This is a genomic window from Cellulomonas olei (genome assembly GCF_039548315.1).
Classification (GTDB): Bacteria; Actinomycetota; Actinomycetes; order Actinomycetales; family Cellulomonadaceae; genus Cellulomonas.
Genome location: NZ_JBCLVN010000025.1, coordinates 14,133 through 32,024 on the forward strand (window position 1 = coordinate 14,133; position 17,892 = coordinate 32,024).

The 17,892-nt window shown below is 77.4% G+C and carries 11 protein-coding genes; 8 read left to right on the forward strand and 3 right to left on the reverse strand.

Annotated features, from left to right (window positions below):
* Positions 1-50: 50 nt before the first annotated feature.
* Together AAHH18_RS09425 and AAHH18_RS09430 are read right to left on the reverse strand one after the other, a co-directional pair.
* A complete protein-coding gene (locus tag AAHH18_RS09425; protein ID WP_283319721.1) occupies positions 51-950 on the reverse strand; it encodes an NAD-dependent epimerase/dehydratase family protein in 900 nt (299 codons plus the stop codon).
* A gap of 201 nt (positions 951-1,151) precedes the next feature.
* On the reverse strand, positions 1,152-4,238 hold the full coding sequence (locus AAHH18_RS09430) for a YfhO family protein (RefSeq protein ID WP_343301426.1): 3,087 nt from the start codon (positions 4,236-4,238) through the stop codon (positions 1,152-1,154).
* 151 nt (positions 4,239-4,389) lie between these two features.
* Here AAHH18_RS09430 and AAHH18_RS09435 point away from each other — a divergent pair, with 151 nt between their 5' ends.
* The 5 genes from AAHH18_RS09435 (at position 4,390) to AAHH18_RS09455 (ending at position 11,051) form a co-directional block, all read left to right on the forward strand.
* Positions 4,390-5,478: a nitroreductase family protein gene (locus tag AAHH18_RS09435; protein WP_283319723.1), complete on the forward strand. Its 1,089-nt coding sequence runs from the start codon at positions 4,390-4,392 to the stop codon at positions 5,476-5,478.
* The gene (locus AAHH18_RS09440) at positions 5,468-6,436 is read left to right on the forward strand and encodes a lysylphosphatidylglycerol synthase domain-containing protein (protein WP_283319724.1); all 969 of its coding nucleotides are present in this window, start codon (positions 5,468-5,470) and stop codon (positions 6,434-6,436) included. The genes AAHH18_RS09435 and AAHH18_RS09440 overlap by 11 nt, the downstream gene beginning before the upstream one ends.
* Positions 6,433-7,653, forward strand: coding sequence for a polysaccharide pyruvyl transferase family protein (locus AAHH18_RS09445; protein WP_283319725.1), 1,221 nt, complete (start codon positions 6,433-6,435; stop codon positions 7,651-7,653). The genes AAHH18_RS09440 and AAHH18_RS09445 overlap by 4 nt, the downstream gene beginning before the upstream one ends.
* A 73-nt stretch (positions 7,654-7,726) precedes the next feature.
* Positions 7,727-8,929, forward strand: a complete 1,203-nt coding sequence (gene manA / locus AAHH18_RS09450) for a mannose-6-phosphate isomerase, class I (RefSeq protein WP_343301427.1) — start codon at positions 7,727-7,729, stop codon at positions 8,927-8,929.
* A 4-nt stretch (positions 8,930-8,933) separates the two neighbouring features.
* Complete coding sequence (locus AAHH18_RS09455) at positions 8,934-11,051, forward strand: hypothetical protein (protein ID WP_343301428.1); 2,118 nt, start codon at positions 8,934-8,936, stop codon at positions 11,049-11,051.
* A gap of 6 nt (positions 11,052-11,057) precedes the next feature.
* Here AAHH18_RS09455 and AAHH18_RS09460 read toward each other — a convergent pair whose 3' ends face one another.
* On the reverse strand, positions 11,058-11,822 hold the full coding sequence (locus tag AAHH18_RS09460; RefSeq protein WP_343301429.1) for a TIGR03089 family protein: 765 nt from the start codon (positions 11,820-11,822) through the stop codon (positions 11,058-11,060).
* A 175-nt stretch (positions 11,823-11,997) separates the two neighbouring features.
* Here AAHH18_RS09460 and AAHH18_RS09465 point away from each other — a divergent pair, with 175 nt between their 5' ends.
* The 3 genes from AAHH18_RS09465 to AAHH18_RS09475 are packed head-to-tail and all read left to right on the forward strand — an operon-like array spanning position 11,998 to position 17,882.
* Entirely contained in the window at positions 11,998-12,336 is a 339-nt protein-coding gene (locus tag AAHH18_RS09465) for a WhiB family transcriptional regulator (protein ID WP_283319729.1), read from the forward strand.
* Positions 12,337-12,363: 27 nt separating this feature from the next.
* Positions 12,364-16,227 carry a glycosyltransferase gene (locus AAHH18_RS09470; RefSeq protein ID WP_343301430.1) on the forward strand — a complete coding sequence of 1,288 codons (3,864 nt, stop codon included), beginning with the start codon at positions 12,364-12,366 and terminating at the stop codon, positions 16,225-16,227.
* The gene (locus tag AAHH18_RS09475) at positions 16,224-17,882 is read left to right on the forward strand and encodes a DUF5719 family protein (RefSeq protein WP_343301431.1); all 1,659 of its coding nucleotides are present in this window, start codon (positions 16,224-16,226) and stop codon (positions 17,880-17,882) included. Before AAHH18_RS09470 ends, AAHH18_RS09475 begins: the two co-directional genes overlap by 4 nt.
* Positions 17,883-17,892: the final 10 nt, after the last annotated feature.

Sequence of the window (17,892 nt, forward strand, 5' to 3'; positions counted from 1 at the left end):
GACCAGCCGTCCGGCCCCCGCAGGTTACCGGAGCGGGGGTGGCGTGACGCTCAGCGCGGCCCGGCGGCGCCCGGCGCGGCAGCCCGTGCGACCGACCCCGCGCTGACGGCCCGCCAGGTCCCGGCGATGCCGTCGGCGAGCGACGTCAGGGGCCGCCAGCCGAGCGTCTCGGCGGCCCTGCGGCAGTCCAGCCACGTCGACCGGGCGTCGAACGACCGGGAGGGGTGGTGGTGCACGACCACGGGCGTCCCGCCGACCGTCGCGCGCACGGTGGCGAGGAGGTGCTCCAGGCTCGTCGGCTCGCCCGCCCCCACGTTGAGGACCCCGTCCGGGGGCGCGCCGGCCTCGACCGCGAGCACCAGCGCCCGGACGACGTCGTCGACGTGGACGTAGTCGCGCGCCACCGACATGTCGCCGAACACGTGCAGGTCCTGCCCGCCGGCGACCGCGTGGAGCCAGTGCGAGACGACGCCCTGGCCGGGGGCCACGGGCTGGCCGGGGCCGTACGCGTTGGAGACGCGGAGCACGAGCCCGGGCGCCGCGGCGTCGTGCAGGCGGTGCTCGAGCGCGAGCTTGGCGCGCCCGTACGCGTTGCGCGGGCGGGTGGGCGACGTCTCCGCGTACGGCGGGTCCGCGGCCTCGTCGTAGACGGTGCCGCCGCTGCTGAGCAGGAGCACGCGGGCGGGGCTCCCGGCCCCGGCGAGCCCGGCGAGGAGCAGGTCGAACGCCTCGAGGTCGAGCCCGACGCGGTCGGGGTCGTTCTCGGCGATCATCGGGTTGATCGACGACGCCGCCCACACGACCCAGTCCGCCGCGGCGACCTCGGGGGAGAGCCCGCGCGGCCCGGACACGGGCCGGCTGCGGTCGAACCCGAGCACGCGGTGGCCGTTCTCCTCGAGGGCGGCGCACGCGCGCCGGCCGATGAAGCCGCCGCTGCCCACGACGGCCACCGTGCGGCCACCCCCGGAGGGGCCGGCCGCCCCGCGAGGCGGGGCGACGATCACGCGGCCCCCTCGACGTGGCGCGGACGGTCGAGGGTCCCCTGGCTTGCCGTGCGCATGCGGGACATCATGCCGCATGCCCACGGGCCGCCCGGGCGACCTCGCGCGCGACGTCGTCGGCGCGACCCGCGGGCGCGGCCCGGGTGGCCGTCACGCCGGGGGCGCGCCGTCCCCGTCCGCGCGGCGGCTGCCCGCGTCGTCGGGACGGTCGGCCCCCGCGTCGTCGACGCGACCGGTCCCCGCCGCCCCGGCGTCGTCGGCGGGTGCCTCGTCCGCCCGCTCCGTGGGCTCCGCGCTGTCCGTGAGCTCCGCGCCGTCCGTGGGCTCCGCGCCGTCCGGGGCCGGCGCGCCGCCGGCCTCCTCGTCGTCGCCCCGGCGACGGCGCCGCAGCGCCCCCACCGCGATCACCACGAGCGACACCAGGACGACGCCGCCGGCGGTGACGGAGAGCACGGCCCCGGTGCGCAGGCCGGGCGGGTCGTAGCTGAACCGCACGACGTGGGAGCCCGCGTCGACGTACACGGCGCCCATCGCCTCGTCCGCGTCCACGAGGGTCCGCTCGACGCCGTCGACGGTCACGCCCCAGCCCTTGGTGCGGACCGCCTCGGCGAACACGAGCCAGCCGCCGCCGTCCGCGTCGACGCGGGCGCTGACGACGCCGCCGTCGTCCTCCAGCACCGTGACGTCCGCCTGCGCGTCCCCGGGCACGTCCTGGTCGTCCTCGGGGTGCTCGAGCACCACGGTCGACGGGTCCAGGTCGCCCGAGGCGATGAGGTCGACGCGCTCCTGCTCGTCGGTGACGACGACCGCGTCGGGGGCCCAGCGGATGCGCGGGGCGGCGGTGGTGCGCTCGTACACGGTGGCGTCCCCCGCATCGACCAGCGTCAGGCCGTCGTCGGGGTCGGGTCGCACGACGACCGGCGCCCACGTCCCGGAGTCGTCGGCCTGCACGGTCAGCTCGGAGACGCCGTCGACCGTCAGCTCGAGCCGGACGGTGGCGTCGGGGGCGACGTCCTCGGCCGCGAGGGCGACCCAGGTGCCGTACGGGTCCGTCGTCGCGGGGAGCGGGCGCGAGGTCTGCGTGACGACGGACCCGTCCTCGGCGAGCACCCGGACGTGGAGCTCGCTCTCGCCCGACGGCTGCGCCCCCTTGGGGAGGACCACCTGGACCCCGCTGAGGGGCCCGGTGACCGGCACGGAGAGCACGGCGCCCTGGACGACCTGCTCGCGGGTGACGGTGGCCGCCGGCTCGGGCGTGCCGGCCGGGGCGGCCCGGGGGTCGGTCACCGCGTAGCGGACCGCCATCCGGTCCAGCACCGGCGAGGACATCGCGGGGAAGTCGAGCAGCGAGAACGTGCGCGTCGCCATGGCGTCCTCGTCGGCGGCGAGCAGCAGCGCCTTCCACTCGGGCTGGTGGAACGAGTGGCCGGTCACGGCGCGCAGGCCGTAGAAGCTCGACGTGGCGGGGTACATCGTCCAGCCCGCGGCGGCGTAGCGGTCGTGGCCGATGTGGTCGAGCAGGTACTGGTGCGTCTGCGTGACCGGGTAGAACGTCTCCTTGTCGGAGATCGGCCACCAGGTCCGCGCGACCGGCACGGCCTGGGCCATCACGACGAGCGGGAGTGCGACGCCCGCGACCACCGCGAGGAACCGGCGCCGGGTCGCGAACGCGAGCAGGACCAGGAGGCCCGACCCGGCGAGGGCCGTCGCCGCCACGAGCGCGTCGACCCGCAGCCGCGCCTCCACGTGCGGCGGCACCAGGTCCAGGCCCCGCACCACCAGCAGGCCGATGCCGCCGATCAGCACGACGACGAGCACCCACCGGACCACGAGCAGCACGGTGGCGGTGCGGCGGCGGGCCGGCGCGGGCGTGCCGGCGTCCTCGCCGTCCGCGGCGTTCGCGGCATCCGCGGTCGGTGGCGCGTCGACGTCGGACCCCGCCGTGCCGTCGCGCGCGTCGGCACGGCGCACCAGGGCCTGGAACCCGATGGCGGCGGCGAGCGCGGCGAAGAACCCGATGACGGACCGGACGCGGCCGATGAAGTTGTTGGAGAACACCGGCAGGTTCTGGACCAGGCCGAGGGCGGCGCCGCCCTGGTACACGAGCCACGCCCCGACGAGCATGCCGCCGACCGCGTAGGCCGGCACCCAGCCGGACCCGCGGCGGGGACGTGCCAGCACCGCGGTGCAGATCAGGACGAGCGCGCCCGCGCCGAGGTACGAGAAGGACTCGACCGGGTTGAACGGGGACAGCCAGGTGCTCTCCGTCTGGTTCGCGACGTCCCCGATCATCTGCGGGACCAGCGTGCTCGCGACGCTCGACCACCACAGGTGGTGGCCGGGGGTCGCCTGCCGCGCCTCGAAGTCGATGGTGGTCATCGCCTCGTTGATGAACGGCAGCATCTGCCACGCGCACAGCGCGATCCCGAGGGCGCCGGCGGCGCCTCCCAGCAGGAGCGCCCGCAGCCAGGTGCGCAGCGGCGCGCGGACGGCGACCATGCGGACGACCGCGAAGACGACGATCGCGTAGGCGGCGTACCCGACGACCGCCGGGAAGCTGAGCATGAGCATCGCGGCGACGATCACGGCCAGCGGGATCGTGTCGCGCCACCGTCGCCTCATCAGCAGACGGTCCGTCGCCCAGAAGGCGAGGGGGATGAGCGCCGCCACGCGCGTGTGCTGCCAGTTGGTCCACGCGATCATGAACCCGCTCGCGACGTAGACCAGCCCGCCCACGGCTCCGGCCCGGGCCGACAGGCCGAGCCGGCGGCACAGCAGGGTCATGCCGACGACGGCGACGGTGATCTCGATGAGCTTCGTCAGGCCCGTGGCGTAGCTCGCCGGCACCAGGAACCACGCCCACGACATCGGGGACATCAGCCCGGTGCCGGGGATCGACCCCAGCGGGGTCCCGCCGATGATGTACGGGTTCCACCACGGGTTCGACCCGGTGCGCAGCGCGGTCGCGAGGGCCTGGTTCTTCGGGACCTGCGAGTCGATCGTGTCGCCGATCCACGTGTTCGTCGGCGGGTGCAGCCCCACCGCGTCGCGCCACGGCGCGAGCTGCGTCAGGACGTCCGTGCCCAGGAACACGCCACGGCCCGCCAGCGCGGGCCCGATGGTCAGGGCGGTGAAGGCGAGGACGCTGCCCCACGCGGCGAGCGCGGTGACGTTCCGTGCCAGCCAGAGCAGCCAGGCCGGGCGGCCGGGGGCGGTCGAGGGCGTGCGAGAGCGCATCGGGATCCGGGTTCGTGAGGGGTCGCGGCGCGTGACAGCCTAGTCGGGACGCCCGGAGGTCCCGGTCCCGCCGGGGTCGCCATCCCGTAGACTTCCTGCGCCCGCGGCCCGTCACCAGCCACCGGACCGCCCTGCCACGAGGACCTCGTTCGTGATCTCCAAGCTCAAGCGCATCGCCAAGCAGCTGCTCGCGGTGCCCGCCATCCGCAAGACCTACGAGGGCGCCACCCGCGCCGTGCTCGAGGTCGGCGGCTCCAGCCGCGCGGGCAGCACCGTGTACTCGGTGCTCGGCCTCGCGACGTTCAACCGGGAGCAGTGGGCGGTGCTGTCCGGGCGCCGCGCCTACTACCGCAACCTCGGGCGGCACCGCGTCACGCACGTCGAGCTGCGGCGCAACGTGCACCGGCTCGAGAAGGGGATCCTCATGCGTCCCCGGCGGGACGTGTTCGCGAAGGACTACATCCTCGAGACGGTCGAGTTCTACCAGCACGCGGTCGAGCGCACGCACGACGCCCCCGCCCTGGACGCGAGCGAGCTGTCGTGGGCGCACGACGTGCTGGCCGAGTACTTCGCCCTCATCACGGTCGCCGACCCGGTGGTCGACCGGGCCCGGGCCGTGTTCGAGTCCGTGCGCGCCGTGCCGACGGACGGCGTGACCAAGCCGTACCCGCAGGGCACCATCCCGTCGAGCGGCGTGACGTACGACCAGATGCTCGCGCTGGCGAAGCAGCGCCGCTCCGTGCGCTGGTTCCTCGACAAGCCGGTCGACCGCGAGCTGGTCGACATGGCGCTGGCCGTGGGCCGCCAGGCGCCGACGGCCTGCAACCGCCTGCCGTACGAGTTCCTCGTGTTCGACGACCCGGACCAGGTGCGCAAGGTCGCGTCCATCCCGTTCGGCGCCGCGGGCTACGGCCACCAGATCCCGACGGTCGTCGTCGTCAAGGGCCGGCTGGACTCGTACTTCTCGCCGCGCGACCGCCACGTCCCGTACGTCGACGCGTCGCTGGCCGCGATGTCCTTCATGTTCGCGCTCGAGACGCTGGGCCTGAGCTCGAGCGTCATCAACTGGCCGGACTTCGAGCCGCTCGAGCGCAAGATGGCGCGGACCCTGCACCTGCAGCCGCACGAGCGCGTCATCATGCTGATCGCCGTGGGCCACGCCGACCCGGAGGGCCTCGTCGCGTTCTCGCAGAAGAAGGACCTCGACGTCCTGCGGACGTACAACAGCCTTGACTCGTAAGCGCCTCGCCCGCGGGGCCGTCACCGTCGTCGTCCTGGCGGTCGTCGCCTACTTCTTCGGCCGGGGGCTCGCCGACAACTGGGACGCGGTGCGCGAGATCGACGTCCGCGTGAACGGCTGGACGGTCGCGGCCGTGGTGCTGTTCGCGGCGGCGGTCGTGCTGTCCGGCCTGCTGTGGGGCGCGGTGCTCGAGCACCTGGGCGACGTGCACGTCGGCCGGCTCGAGGCGGTCCGCGTCCAGTGCGCGTCCTGGCTGCTGAAGTACATCCCCGGCCAGGTCGGCTCCGTCGCGAACAAGGTGGTGTGGGGCGCGGGGCGCGGCATCTCGCGCACCCTGGTCGTCATCACGTTTGTCTACGAGAACGTGTTCCTGCTCATCGGCTCGATCGTCCCGGCGGTCGTGGTCCTGGCGTTCGCGGACGCGTTCACCGACCCGTCGGCCGACCTCGTGCAGGCGCTGCTGCCGGCGCTGCTCGCCCTCGTGCCGCTCCTGCTCGTCATGGACCGGCGGGTGTTCCGCTGGGGCCTGAACCTCGTGGCCAGGCGGGCCATCAAGCGCGACGTCCCGCACGAGTACTTCCTCAGCCCGGCGCGCAGCCTGCGCTACCAGCTCGAGTTCCTGCTGCCGCGGGTGCTCAACGGCGTCGGCTTCGTGCTCATCGCCGTGTCGTTCCTCGACGTCCCGGCGAGCGCGTACCTGCCGCTGGCCGCGGCGTACGTGCTCGCGGGCGCCGTCGGCATCATGGCGGTGTTCGTCCCGTCCGGCCTCGGCGTCCGGGAGGGCGTCGTGGTGCTGCTCGCCTCCCGCTACATGCCCGTCGAGCAGGCGATCGTGCTCTCGCTCGTCGCGCGCCTGCTCAGCACCGTCGGCGACGGTGTCGTCGCCCTCGTCTACGCCGCGCTGAAGGCCCGCAGCCTGCGGACCGCGCGCCGCCTCAAGGAAGGTCGTCCCGCATGAAGTACGCCGTGATCGGGTCCGCGCTGTCGGGCAACAAGGGTGCCGCCGCCATGCTCGAGAGCGGGGTGCAGCAGCTGTCGGAGCGCGACCCGGAGGCCCGCTTCGTGCTGCTGAGCATGTACCCGCGCTCCGACGCCCAGCAGAACGAGTACCGGAACATGACCGTGCTCGACGCCTCCCCGCTGCGGCTCGGCGTCCTCATCAACGGCGCGGCGCTGCTGCACCGGCTGCTGCCGCCGCTGCGCAAGGCCATCCAGGACGCGGTGCCGGAGGTCAAGGCGCTCGCGACCGCGGACGTGCTGCTGGACCAGGGCGGCATCACGTTCGTCGACGGCCGCGGCAAGTTCCTCGTCTACAACGTCGCGAGCATCCTGCCGGCGCTGTTCGTCGGGACCCCGGTGGTCAAGTGCGCGCAGGCGATGGGGCCGTTCCGCGAGCCGGCCAACCGGTTCGCCGCGAAGGCGCTGCTGCCCCGGATGGCGGCCATCGTCTCGCGCGGCGCGGTCACCCACGAGCACCTCGAGGGGCTGGGCCTGACGAACGTGACGGAGGGCGCCGACCTGGCGTTCACCCTGGACGTCACGGAGCAGGACGCGGCCCGCGCCCGCGAGGCCGTGGACACGTCGTTCTTCGACGGCGGCGACGTCGTCGGCGTCTCGCCGTCCGCGGTGCTGCGCAAGGGCGCGGAGGCCCGCGGCGAGGACTACGTCGGCGAGGTGGCCCGCCTGGTCGACCACATCACCGGCGAGCTGGGCCGCCCGGTGTTCCTGGTCGCCCACAGCGCCCGCGGCAACACCGACAAGACGCACAACAACGACCTGCCGCTGTGCCGCGAGATCTACGCGCGCCTGCGGGACACCAGCAAGGTGCTGTTCGTGGACGCCGAGCTCGGGTCCCAGGGCCTGCGGTACCTCATCGGGCGCTGCGACCTGTTCGTGGCGTCCCGGTTCCACGCGATGGTGTCCTCGCTCGCGACGGGCGTCCCGACCCTGGTGATCGGGTGGAGCCACAAGTACCGCGAGGTGCTGGACATGTTCGGGCTCGCGGAGTGGGCGCTCGGGCACGACGCCGCCACCGAGGAGGGCGTCCGCGCGAAGCTCGCGGAGCTCGTCGAGCGGCGCGCCGCCGTGCGCGAGCAGCTCGCGGCCGCGCTGCCGGCGGTGCGCGAGAAGGCGCTGCGCCAGGTCGACGTCATCCTGCGGGTCGCGCGCGGCTGAGCCGCCGCTGGGTAGCATCGGCGGCCACCGGTCCTCTCGGCCGGTCCGGCCGGCCAGCCAGGAGGACAGGGCGTTGTACCGACTGACCAGCTCCCTCCAGACGTACGCGTGGGGGTCGCCGACGGCGATCCCCACGCTGCTCGGCCTGCCGGCCACCGGTGAGCCGGTCGCCGAGGCGTGGTTCGGCGCCCACCCGAGCGCGCCGTCGCGGTGCACCCGCGACGACGGCACCCCGGGTGCTCCGATGCCCGAGGTGATCGCCGCCGACGCCGCTGCCGTGCTCGGGCCCGACGTCGAGGCCCGTTTCGGGCCGGGGCTGCCGTACCTGCTCAAGGTGATCGCGGCGCAGACCTCCCTGTCGCTCCAGGTCCACCCCCGCGTCGAGCGCGCCCGCGAGGGCTTCGCCCGCGAGGAGGCGGCGAGCGTCCCGCTGGACGCCCCCCACCGGAACTACAAGGACCGCAACCACAAGCCCGAGCTCGTGTACGCGCTGACACGGTTCGAGGCCCTGTGCGGGTTCCGCGCGCCGCGCCGTGCGGCCGAGCTGCTCCACGGGCTCGACGCCCCGCTCGCCAAGGACCTGCGCGAGGTGCTCGCCGCGCAGCCGTCGGCGGCGGGGATCCGGGCGGCGTTCACCCGCCTGCTGCGACCCGAGACCCGCCCGACGCCCGAGGAGGTGCGCGAGGTGGCCGACGCGTGCGCCGCCCGCCTGGCGGAGGGCTCCCCGTCGCCGCGGGCGGACCGGACGGTCGTGCGGCTGCAGGAGGCCTACCCGGGCGACCCCGGCGTGGTGACCTCGCTCCTGCTCAACCCCGTGACCCTCCAGCCCGGCGACGCCCTGTTCGTCCCGGCCGGCGGCGTCCACGCGTACCTCAAGGGCGTCGGCATCGAGGTCATGGCGTCGTCCGACAACGTGCTGCGCGCCGGGCTCACCACCAAGCACGTCGACGTCGACGAGCTGCTGCGCAACGTCGACTACGTCGCGGCGCCGCCGATCCGCATCGCCCCCGAGAAGTTCCACGGGGCCACCCGGGTGTACTACGCGCCGGTGGACGACTTCGAGCTGTCGGTCACGCGGGTGTCCGACGGCCAGACGCACCCGCTGCCGGGGCGCGGGCCGCGCGTGCTGCTCTGCCTCGAGGGCCGGCTCACGGTGTCCTCCACGGCCGACGGGCAGCTCGAGCTCACGCGCGGGCAGGCGGCGTTCGTGCCGGCCTCCGACGGCGAGCTGACCGTGCGGGGCGGCGGCACGCTGGTGCAGGCCGACGTCCCCTGACGCCGTGAGCGAGGTGCGCGTGCCGGGGCCCCGCGGCGCGGCCCGGGCGGCGCGCGTGCTGCTGGGCCTGCCCGACCGGCTCCCGGTGCTGCTGCTGGCCGTGGGCCTGGCGGCGTTGCTCGCGGTGCTCGCCGGCCGGGCCACCCCGGTGGTGGTGCTGCCGCTCGCGGCGCTGCTCGCCGCCGCCACGTGGCGCCTCGTCCCGCCGCCCCCGCCGGCGACCCGGGGGCAGCTGCTGGCCCTCGGCGGGCTCGCGGTGCTCGTGACCGGCTGGGTGGTGCTCGGCCTGCGCGCCGTGGCGGAGTACGTCGTGGTGAACCGCGACCCCGGCTTCCTCACGCTGAAGGCGCTGTGGCTCACGGACCACCCGGCCGCGCCGGTCCCGGTCGGCGCGGCGCAGGCCGCCGCGGCCGCGGTGCCCGGCGCGAGCGCGGCGACGGAGGCGTTCGCGCTGCACGGCGGCGCGCTCCACGCCCAGGGCAGCTCGATGCTGCCCGCGCTGCTCGCGGTCCAGGGCTGGGCGGGCGGCGAGCGCGCGGTGCTCGCGGGGAACGTGACGATCGGGGCCGTGGGCCTGGTCGCGGTGTTCGCGCTCGCGCGACGGCTGGTCGGCCCGGGCTGGGCCCTGCTGCCGGTGGCCGCCCTGGGCCTGAGCCTGCCGTACCTGGTGCTCACGCGGGCGGCCTACACGGAGCCGCTCACCGTGGCGCTGCTCTGCGGCGGCCTCGCGGTGGCGCTCGGCACGTGGCAGGCCGGCGGGCGCCGGGCCGGGGCGCGCTGGGCGCTCGCGGGGCTGCTGGTGGGGGCCGTCGGGACGGCCCGGATCGACGGGGCGGTCGCCGTGGCGGGGCTCGCGGTGGGCGTGGCCGTCGTCGGCGCGACGCCGCTCGGCGCCCGTGACCGGCGGGCGGCCGCCCGGGGCGGGGTCGCCGCCCTGGCCGCGGCCTCGATGGCCGTGGCCCTCGGCCTGGTGGACGTGCTCGTGCTCAGCCCGGACTACGTCGGGGAGCGGGCGGGGCGCGTGACGGCGCTGCTGGTCGCGACCGCGGTCCTGGTCGCGGTGGCGGTCGCCGTGCTGCTCGCGCCGGGCCGCCTGCTCGCGCGGGTGCGGGGCGCGGTGCACGCCCGCCGCCGGCCGCTGGGGACGGTCGCGGCCGTCGCCGTGGTGGCCCTCGGCGTGGTGCTGGCGTCCCGGCCGCTGTGGTGGCAGGCGCACCACACGGACCCGGGGAGCGGGTACGGCTACGCGGTGAGCGTCCTGCAGCAGGCGGCGGGGGAGCCGGTCGACCCGTCGCGCTCCTACGACGAGCGCTCGCTCGCGTGGGTGTCGTGGTACCTGGGTGTCCCGGTGGTGGTGCTGGGGTTCGCGGGGCTGGCGCTGCTCGCGCGCCGGGCCGTCGCGCGCCGGGACGCGGGAGCCGCGCTGGTGGTGGCGGTGGTCGGTGTCGCGGCGGTGTTCCCGCTGGTGCGTGTGAGCATCACGCCGGACCAGGTGTGGGCCGTGCGGCGCCTCGTCCCGGCGACGTTCCCGGGGCTGCTGGTCGCGGCGACGTGCGCGCTCGCGGCGCTCGCGGGGGCGGCCCGGCCGCGGGGTCCCGCGGTGCGGGCCGCCCGCGGGGCGCCGTCGCGCGCCGTGGTGCGGGGCCGCCGCGTCGTCGCGGGCGTCCTGGCCGTCGCCGTCGTGGCGTTCCCCCTGACCACGTGGCGTCCCGGGGCGGGCGTCGTCGAGCTGTCCGGCCGTGCCACGCAGGCGCACGCGGTGTGCGACGCCCTGGACGACCTCGGCGTGGACCGCGTCGTGTGGACGCACTCCAGCCCGTTCCGGTACCTGGCGACGCTGCGGGTGCTGTGCGACGTCGAGGTGGTCGAGCTGCTCGAGCCGCCGTCGGCGGCCGACCTCGCGGCGATCCGCGACGCGTGGGGCGGGGGACCGGTCGCGGCGCTGTCGTTCGACGCCGCGGACTACCCGTGGTCCGTGCCCCCGTCCGCGTCGGTCGGCGGCACGTGGTCGCAGACGTTGGGCCGCACCCTCACCGGACCGCCCCGCGAGGTGGACACCACCTGGAGCGAGGTGTGGGTCGGGCTCGTGCAGGAGGACGGGACGGTGGTCCCGGCGGGCTGACGGGTGTCAGAGCCGGGCGGTGACGCGCTCCGTCGCCGCCACCCGGTCCGCCCGCGCGGCGTCGTCGCCGGCCTCGGGGCGCAGCAGCACCACCGACCCGCCCCCCGCGAGCACGCCCAGCACCGCGAGGGCGGCCGACGGCGTGGCCGCCCGGTCGTCGCCGACCTCGAGCAGCACGCGGGCCCCCGCGGCGCCGTCCCGCGCGGCCGCGCCCGCCGCCCGCTCGAGCAGGTCCGCGTGCCGCACCTCCCCGCCCGGCACGCCGGTGAGGGCCTCCCGCTGCGGCTCGACCTCCGGCGCCCAGCCGACGACGTCGCCGTACGTCATGACCGAGGCCGCCGCGTCGAGCGCACCGGGCGGCAGGCCGCCGTCGAACCGGCGCGCCAGCGCGGGCAGTGCGACGGCGACCACCGCGGCACCCCGCGGCGGGGCGGCGTCCGGGCGGTCGGTCACGACGACGTCGCCGTCCGGGGCGCCGGGCGGCAGGACCGTCGCGCCGACGCGCCAGGCGGCGAGCGTCCACACCACCGAGCGCCAGTGCGGCGGCAGGTCGACCCGCACCGTCGTGCCCGGTCCGGCGTCCAGCTCCTCGACGAGGAGGTTGGTGGTCTTGCTCACCCAGTTGTCGAGCACGGCCCCGGAGAGCTCGATGCGTTCCCCGGCGGGCCCGTACCACGTGACGCGGGGGCGGCCCGGCTCGGTGAGCAGGGCGGACAGCGTGGCGGCGACGGTGGCGGGTCGGCGGGGGCTCGGCGGGGGAGTCGTGGGCACGGACGGCAGCCTAGGTGCCGCACGACGACGCTCAACCGGACAAATCGCCCGCAGAGCCCGCCAATAGCACTCTTCCGCTTGACTACGCCGAACGACACGCGTGTAATTCCCTGGAACGGCCCGTGCTGCGGCAGCCGCTGACCACTGATCACCGAGCACGACGGGGGAGGCACACATGTGGAGTCTGCTCGATGACGAGGGACCCTTCCCGTCCGACGCCGGAGCCGAGGCTCCCCGCCAGGACCCGGCGCTCGCGAGCGTCCTGCCGCTGTTCGGCGCGCCCGAGGACGACGGCATCATGGGCTGGCAGGAGCGCGCGCTGTGCGCCCAGACCGACCCCGAGGCGTTCTTCCCCGAGAAGGGCGGCTCGACCCGCGAGGCCAAGAAGGTCTGCTCCGGCTGCGAGGTGCGGGGCGAGTGCCTGGAGTACGCGCTGGAGCACGACGAGCGCTTCGGCATCTGGGGCGGGCTCTCCGAGCGCGAGCGGCGCAAGCTCAAGCGGCGTGTGGTCTGACCCCCGCCTCGCGGGGGTGCTGACGTCGTGAGCACCACCGCGCCGGACGCCCCCGCGCCCGCCACCGGGTCGCTGGCCGCACCGGCGCCCGTGACGGCGGTGCTCGTGACCCACGGCGTCACCGGCTTCCTGGCGACCTCGCTGCGCGCGCTGGCCGCGCAGGTGCGTGCGCCCGCCCGCGTCCTGGTCGTCGACGCCGGCGACCGCCCCGACCCCGCCCTCGCGGCGACCGTCCGCGACGCCGGCCTCCCCGCCGGCAGCACCACCGTCCTGACCGCCACCGGCGCGCGGACCTTCGGCGACGCGGTGCGTGCGGTGGTCGCGGCCGAGCGCGCCGGCGCCCCGCGCTGGCTGTGGCTGCTCCACGACGACTCCGCGCCCGACCCCACCGCGCTGGCCGAGCTGGTCCGGGCCGTCGAGGCCGCCCCCTCGGTGGCCGTCGCCGGCGTGAAGCAGCGCACCTGGACCGCGCCGGCGCGGCTGCTCGAGGTCGGCGTGCGCACGTCGCTGTCCGGTCGCCGGACGGTGGACGTCGAGCCCGGGGAGGTCGACCAGGGCCAGCACGACGGGCGCGAGGACGTGCTGGGCGTCGGTCTGGTCGGCGCGCTCGTGCGGCGCGACGTATGGGAGGACCTGCGCGGCACCGACCCCGCCCTGGGCCCGTTCGGCGACGGGCTGGACCTGTGCCGTCGTGCGCGGCTCGCGGGCCACCGGGTCGTGGTCGTGCCCGCCGCCGTGGTCCGGCACGCCCAGGCCGGCTACCACGCGCTGCGCGACCCGGGCACCGACGTGGCGCAGGTCGTGGACCTCGACGCGGACGGGGAGCCCGACAACGCCGACCCGCGCCGCTCGTACGCCGCCCGGCGCACCGCCCTGCTGCACCAGCGCCTGGTCTGGGCGCCGCTGCCGCTCCTGCCGCTCGTCGCGGTGATGGCCGTCCTCGCCGGCGCGGTCCGGGTGCTGGTGCGCATCGCCGGCAAGGAACCCGTGCTCGCCGCCGCCGAGGTCGCCGCCCCGCTGCGGGCCCTCGGCCGCCCCGCCGCCGTGGTGCGGGCGCGCCGGCAGGCCCGCCGCACGCGGCGCCTGCCGCGGCGGACGCTGCGCCCGCTGCAGGCCGACGCCCGCACCGTGTGGCGCCAGTGGCGCGACCGGCGCCTCACGCGGGCGGAGGCCCGCCGCGTCGTGCGGGCGCCCTCGGAGCTCGAGCTGCGCGAGCTCGCGGCCCTCGCGGTGCGCCGACGTGCCGTGCTCGGTGCGCTCGCGGTGGTGCTCGTGGCGGTCACCGCCGTCGCGTTCGGCCCGCTGGTCACCCGGACGCTCGGGGGCCAGACGCTGGTGGGCGGGGCGCTCGTCGGCGCCGCCTCCGGCCTCGGCGACGTCTGGGACGCGACGACGAGCACGTGGGTCGCGGGCGGGCTGGGCAACCCCGGCCCGGCGGACGCGCTGCTGACCGCGCTGCTGCCCGGCACGGCGCTCGCCGGGGGCAGCCTCGCGGTCGCCGTCACGGTGCTGCTGCTCGGCTCCGTGCTGCTCGCCGGGCTCGGCGCGTGGTTCGCCGCCGGCGCGGCGACGCGGTCCGTCGGCGTGCGGGCGTGGGCGGCCGTGGTCTGGGCGGCGCTGCCGAGCCTGCTGCTCGCCGCCGGTCAGGGGCGCGTGGGGGCCGTGCTGGTGCACGTGGCGCTGCCGTGGCTCGTGCTCGCGCTGGCCCGGGCGGTCGGCGTGCAGCAGGTCGACGTCGTGCTGCCGGGGGTCGCCACGGCCGCCCGGGGCGCCGAGGCACCGCGCCCGGGCGCCGACCCCGGGGCGGACGAGTGGCCGGACCCCGAGGCGTGGGCGCGCGCCGGCGGGCACGGCGCGGCGGACGCGGGCGACGACGCGGACGGGCACGAGGAGGACGGTCCGGGCCGGGTCCGCGGCGACCAGGCCGACCGCCCGGAGCGGGCCGCCCTCGCCGGCGGGGACACGCCGACACCGGTGCGCGGCACGCCGACGGTGGCGGCGAGCGGCAGCCGCGGCCCCGCGTCCGTGACGGCCCCGGTGGACGGGGACGCTCCCGGGGCGGAGCGCGACGCCCGGGCCGCGGACGAGGACGCCGCGGACGGGGGACGCGCCGCGACGGACGGGCCCGCCGCCGACGGGCACGTCCCCGCCGCCGACGACCCCGCTCCCGACGCTCACCGCCCCGCGCCCACCGAGGGCGACGCCGCCGGCCCCCCCGACGCCGCCTCCCGCGTGCCCGACGGCGACGCCGTCCCGCCCCCCGCCCGGCCGTCCGGCTCGATCGCGGCGGCCGCCGCCGCGTCGCTCGCCTTCGCCGCCGTCGCGGCGGGTGCACCGTCCCTGCTGCTGCCCGGCGTGCTCGTGCTGCTGGTCGTCGCCGCGTGCTCCCCGGCGGGTCGCCGGTGGCGCGTCGTGCTGGCGGCCGTGCCCGCGCTGGTCCTGCTCGGCCCGACCCTCGCCGCCGCCGTCTCGCGGGGCACCGAGGGCGTGCGGCTGCTGCTCGCCGACCCGGGCGCACCGACCGCGTCGTCGGCGCCCTCGGCGACGGCGGCGCTGCTGGGCGTGCCCGCGGACGCGGGCGCGCTCGTGCCGTCGTGGCTGCCGCTGCCCGACGCGGTCGCCGCGTGGTGGCCGGCGGTGCCGGGCGGCGCGATCGCCCTCCTGGCCCTCCTCGCGCTGCTGCGGGGCGCCCCGCACGCGCGGGCGGTGCGCCTGGGCTGGTTCACGGCGGCCGTCGGCGTCGGCGCGGCCCTGGTCGCGGTGCGGGTCGTGGTCGGGGACGACGACGGCACGGCGGTGACCGGGTGGGCCGGCGCGGGGGCGTCCGTCGCCGCCGCGGGGCTCCTCACGGCCGCGGTGGTCGGCACGCGGGGCCTGAGCGCGCGGCTGGGCCGGGCGACGTTCGGCTGGCGGCAGCTCACGGCGGTCGCGGTGGCGGCGGTCGTGGTCGTGCTGCCGCTGGTCGCCTGGGGCGGGTGGGCGCTGGACGTCCGGCACGGCACCGCCTCGGAGCTGCGCACCATGGACCGGGCGGTCGTCCCGGCCATCGGGCGGCAGACGCAGCAGTCCGAGGACGCGCCGCGCGTGCTCGCGCTGTCCCCGTCGGACGACGGCCGCATCACCGAGTGGCAGCTGCTGCGGGGCGACGGACCGCGCGTCCTGGACGACGCCGCGGCCACCCGCACCGCCGGGCTGGACGGGCCGCTCGGCGACCCGTCGGCGGCGGAGGCCGACGAGGCCACCGCCGAGGTGCAGGCTGCCGTGGGCCGGCTGTCGGTGGGCTCGAGCACCGACGTGGCGGCCCAGCTCGCGGCGCTCGCGGTGGCGGACGTGCTCGTGCCGCCGCTGCCCGCCGACCGCTCCGGCGAGGTGGCGGCCCAGCAGGCCCGCGCGTCGCTGATCGGTCGCCTGGACTCGACGCCCGGCCTGGAGCGGATCACCGACGGCCGCAGCGGCGTGATCTGGCGGGTGCAGCCCTCCGCGGACGCGTCCTCGGGCACGGCCGTCACCGCGTGGGCGCGGCTGGTGCCGGACGCCGGGGCGGTCCGCGACGCCGAGCGGCTGACGGGCGACGGCGCCGAGGCCGTGCCGACGCAGCCCGGCGTCGTCGGGCGCGTCGACACCCGGATCGGGCCCGGCGACGAGGGCCGGCTGCTCGTGCTGGCCGAGCGCAGCGACCGCGGCTGGCGGGCGACGCTCGACGGCCGGCCGCTGCGGGTCGTCGACGACGGGTGGCGTCAGACCTTCGAGGTGGGCGCGTCGGGCGGGCGGCTCGTCGTCGTGCACGACGCCCCCGGTGAGACGGCGTGGACCGTCGCGCAGGTGGTGGTCGGCGTGCTGGCGCTGCTGCTCGCGCTGCCGGTCCGGCGCAGGCGGGCGGGACGACGATGACCACGACCACGACGCACGGCACGTCCCCGGTGGCGCGGCGGGACGGGCGCACGGCGCGGATCCTGTCCGGCCTGGTGGTGCTCGGCCTGGCCGGTGGCGCCGTCGCGGTCGCGACCGTCGCGCCCGCGCCCCGGCCCTCCGCGGTGCCGCCGGCGGCCGTCGCCGTGGACGCCGGCCGGACGACGCTGGTGTGCCCCGGGCCGCTGCGGCTGCCGGACGAGGACGGCGCGGGGGACTCCGAGTTCGACCGCGTGCCGGTGGCCCCGGTCGAGTCGGTCACCGCGTTCGACGCGCAGCTGTCCGGCTCCGCGTCGCTGACCCCGCTCGGCGGCGACGCGACGGCGTTCGAGGCCGGGGCGGCGGCGCTGTCCTCCCCGCCCGCCCCCGTGGTGCTGCGGGCCGACCCCGTGGACGGGGAGCCGGCCCGCGTCGCCGGCGTGACGTCGTCGCGCGTGACCGACGGCGACCTGCGCGGGCTCGCCGCCGGGTCGTGCGCGCGCCCGGCGTCCGACCTGTGGCTGGTCGGCGGCAGCACGTCGCTGGAGAGCACCGCGGACCTCGTCGTCGTGAACCCCGGCGCCACGCCCGCCGAGGTCACCGTCGAGCTGTGGGGCCCGTCGGGTCCCGTGGACCTCGGCGCCGGCGCGACCACGCTCGTGGCTCCTGGCGAGCAGCGCGTGGTCGTGCTGCCGGGCGTCGCGGCGGAGCAGCGCCGGATCGCGGTGCACCTGTCCGCCGCGGGCGGCCAGGTCTCGGCCTACCTCCAGGACTCGCTGCTCGACGGGTTCACGCCCCGGGGCACCGACCTCGTGACGCCCGGCGCCCCGCCCGCGACGACGCAGCTCGTCCCGGGCATCCGGGTCCCGGCCGCCGACGTCGACGACCCCGAGGCCGGGGTGCTGCGCGTGCTCGCGCCGGGTGACGGCGGCGCGACCGCCGCCGTGCGCCTGCTGGGCCCGGACGGGGACGTCGTCCTGCCCGGAGCCGAGCGGCTGGAGCTCGCCGCGGGGGAGGTCACCGACCTGTCGCTCGGCGGGCTCCCGGCCGGGACGTACACCGCCGTGGTCGAGGCGGACGCCCCGGTCGTGGCGTCGGCCGCGCTGGCCCGGGAGGGCGTCGCCGGCGAGCTCGACGACCAGCCGCGCCTCGAGCGGGCGTGGAGCGCGTCGACGCCGGCCGGCGGCGGTCTGGTGGCCGTCCCCGCGGGGGCCGACGGCTACCTGACGCTCGGCGCGGTGCCGACGGGGGACGCCGTCGGCTCGGGCGACGGCCCCGCGCCGAGCGCCTCCGCCGCGCCGAGCCCGGAGCCGACCCAGGGCCAGCGCCCCGACCCCGACGCGGAGGAGGACGCCCCGGCGGGCCCGGTCACGACGGTGACGCTGCGCGCGCACCGCGCCGACGGGGAGGTGGCGGACCAGGACGTCGAGGTGCCGGTGGGCTCGACGGTCTCCGTCCCGGTCGCGGACCTCGCGGACGACGTCGTCGGCGTGGAGGTGCTGCCCGCGGACGACCCCGCCGCGGACGTCGCCTGGGCCCTGGTCGCGATGGTGGAGCGCGGCGACGGGAACCTGCTGTCGGTCGTCTCCCCGCTCACCGACTCCGAGTCGGTGACGCAGGCGCAGGTGCGCGAGGGCCGCCGCGTCGGCCTGGATTGAACCGCCGGGC

Excerpts from the sequence above, each read along its gene's own strand:
- AAHH18_RS09445 (WP_283319725.1), top strand. The coding sequence starts at position 6,433 with ATGAAGTACGCCGTGATCGGGTCCGCGCTGTCGGGCAACAAGGGTGCC.
- AAHH18_RS09465 (WP_283319729.1), top strand. The coding sequence starts at position 11,998 with ATGTGGAGTCTGCTCGATGACGAGGGACCCTTCCCGTCCGACGCCGGA.
- AAHH18_RS09430 (WP_343301426.1), bottom strand. The coding sequence starts at position 4,238 with ATGCGCTCTCGCACGCCCTCGACCGCCCCCGGCCGCCCGGCCTGGCTG.
- AAHH18_RS09475 (WP_343301431.1), top strand. The coding sequence starts at position 16,224 with ATGACCACGACCACGACGCACGGCACGTCCCCGGTGGCGCGGCGGGAC.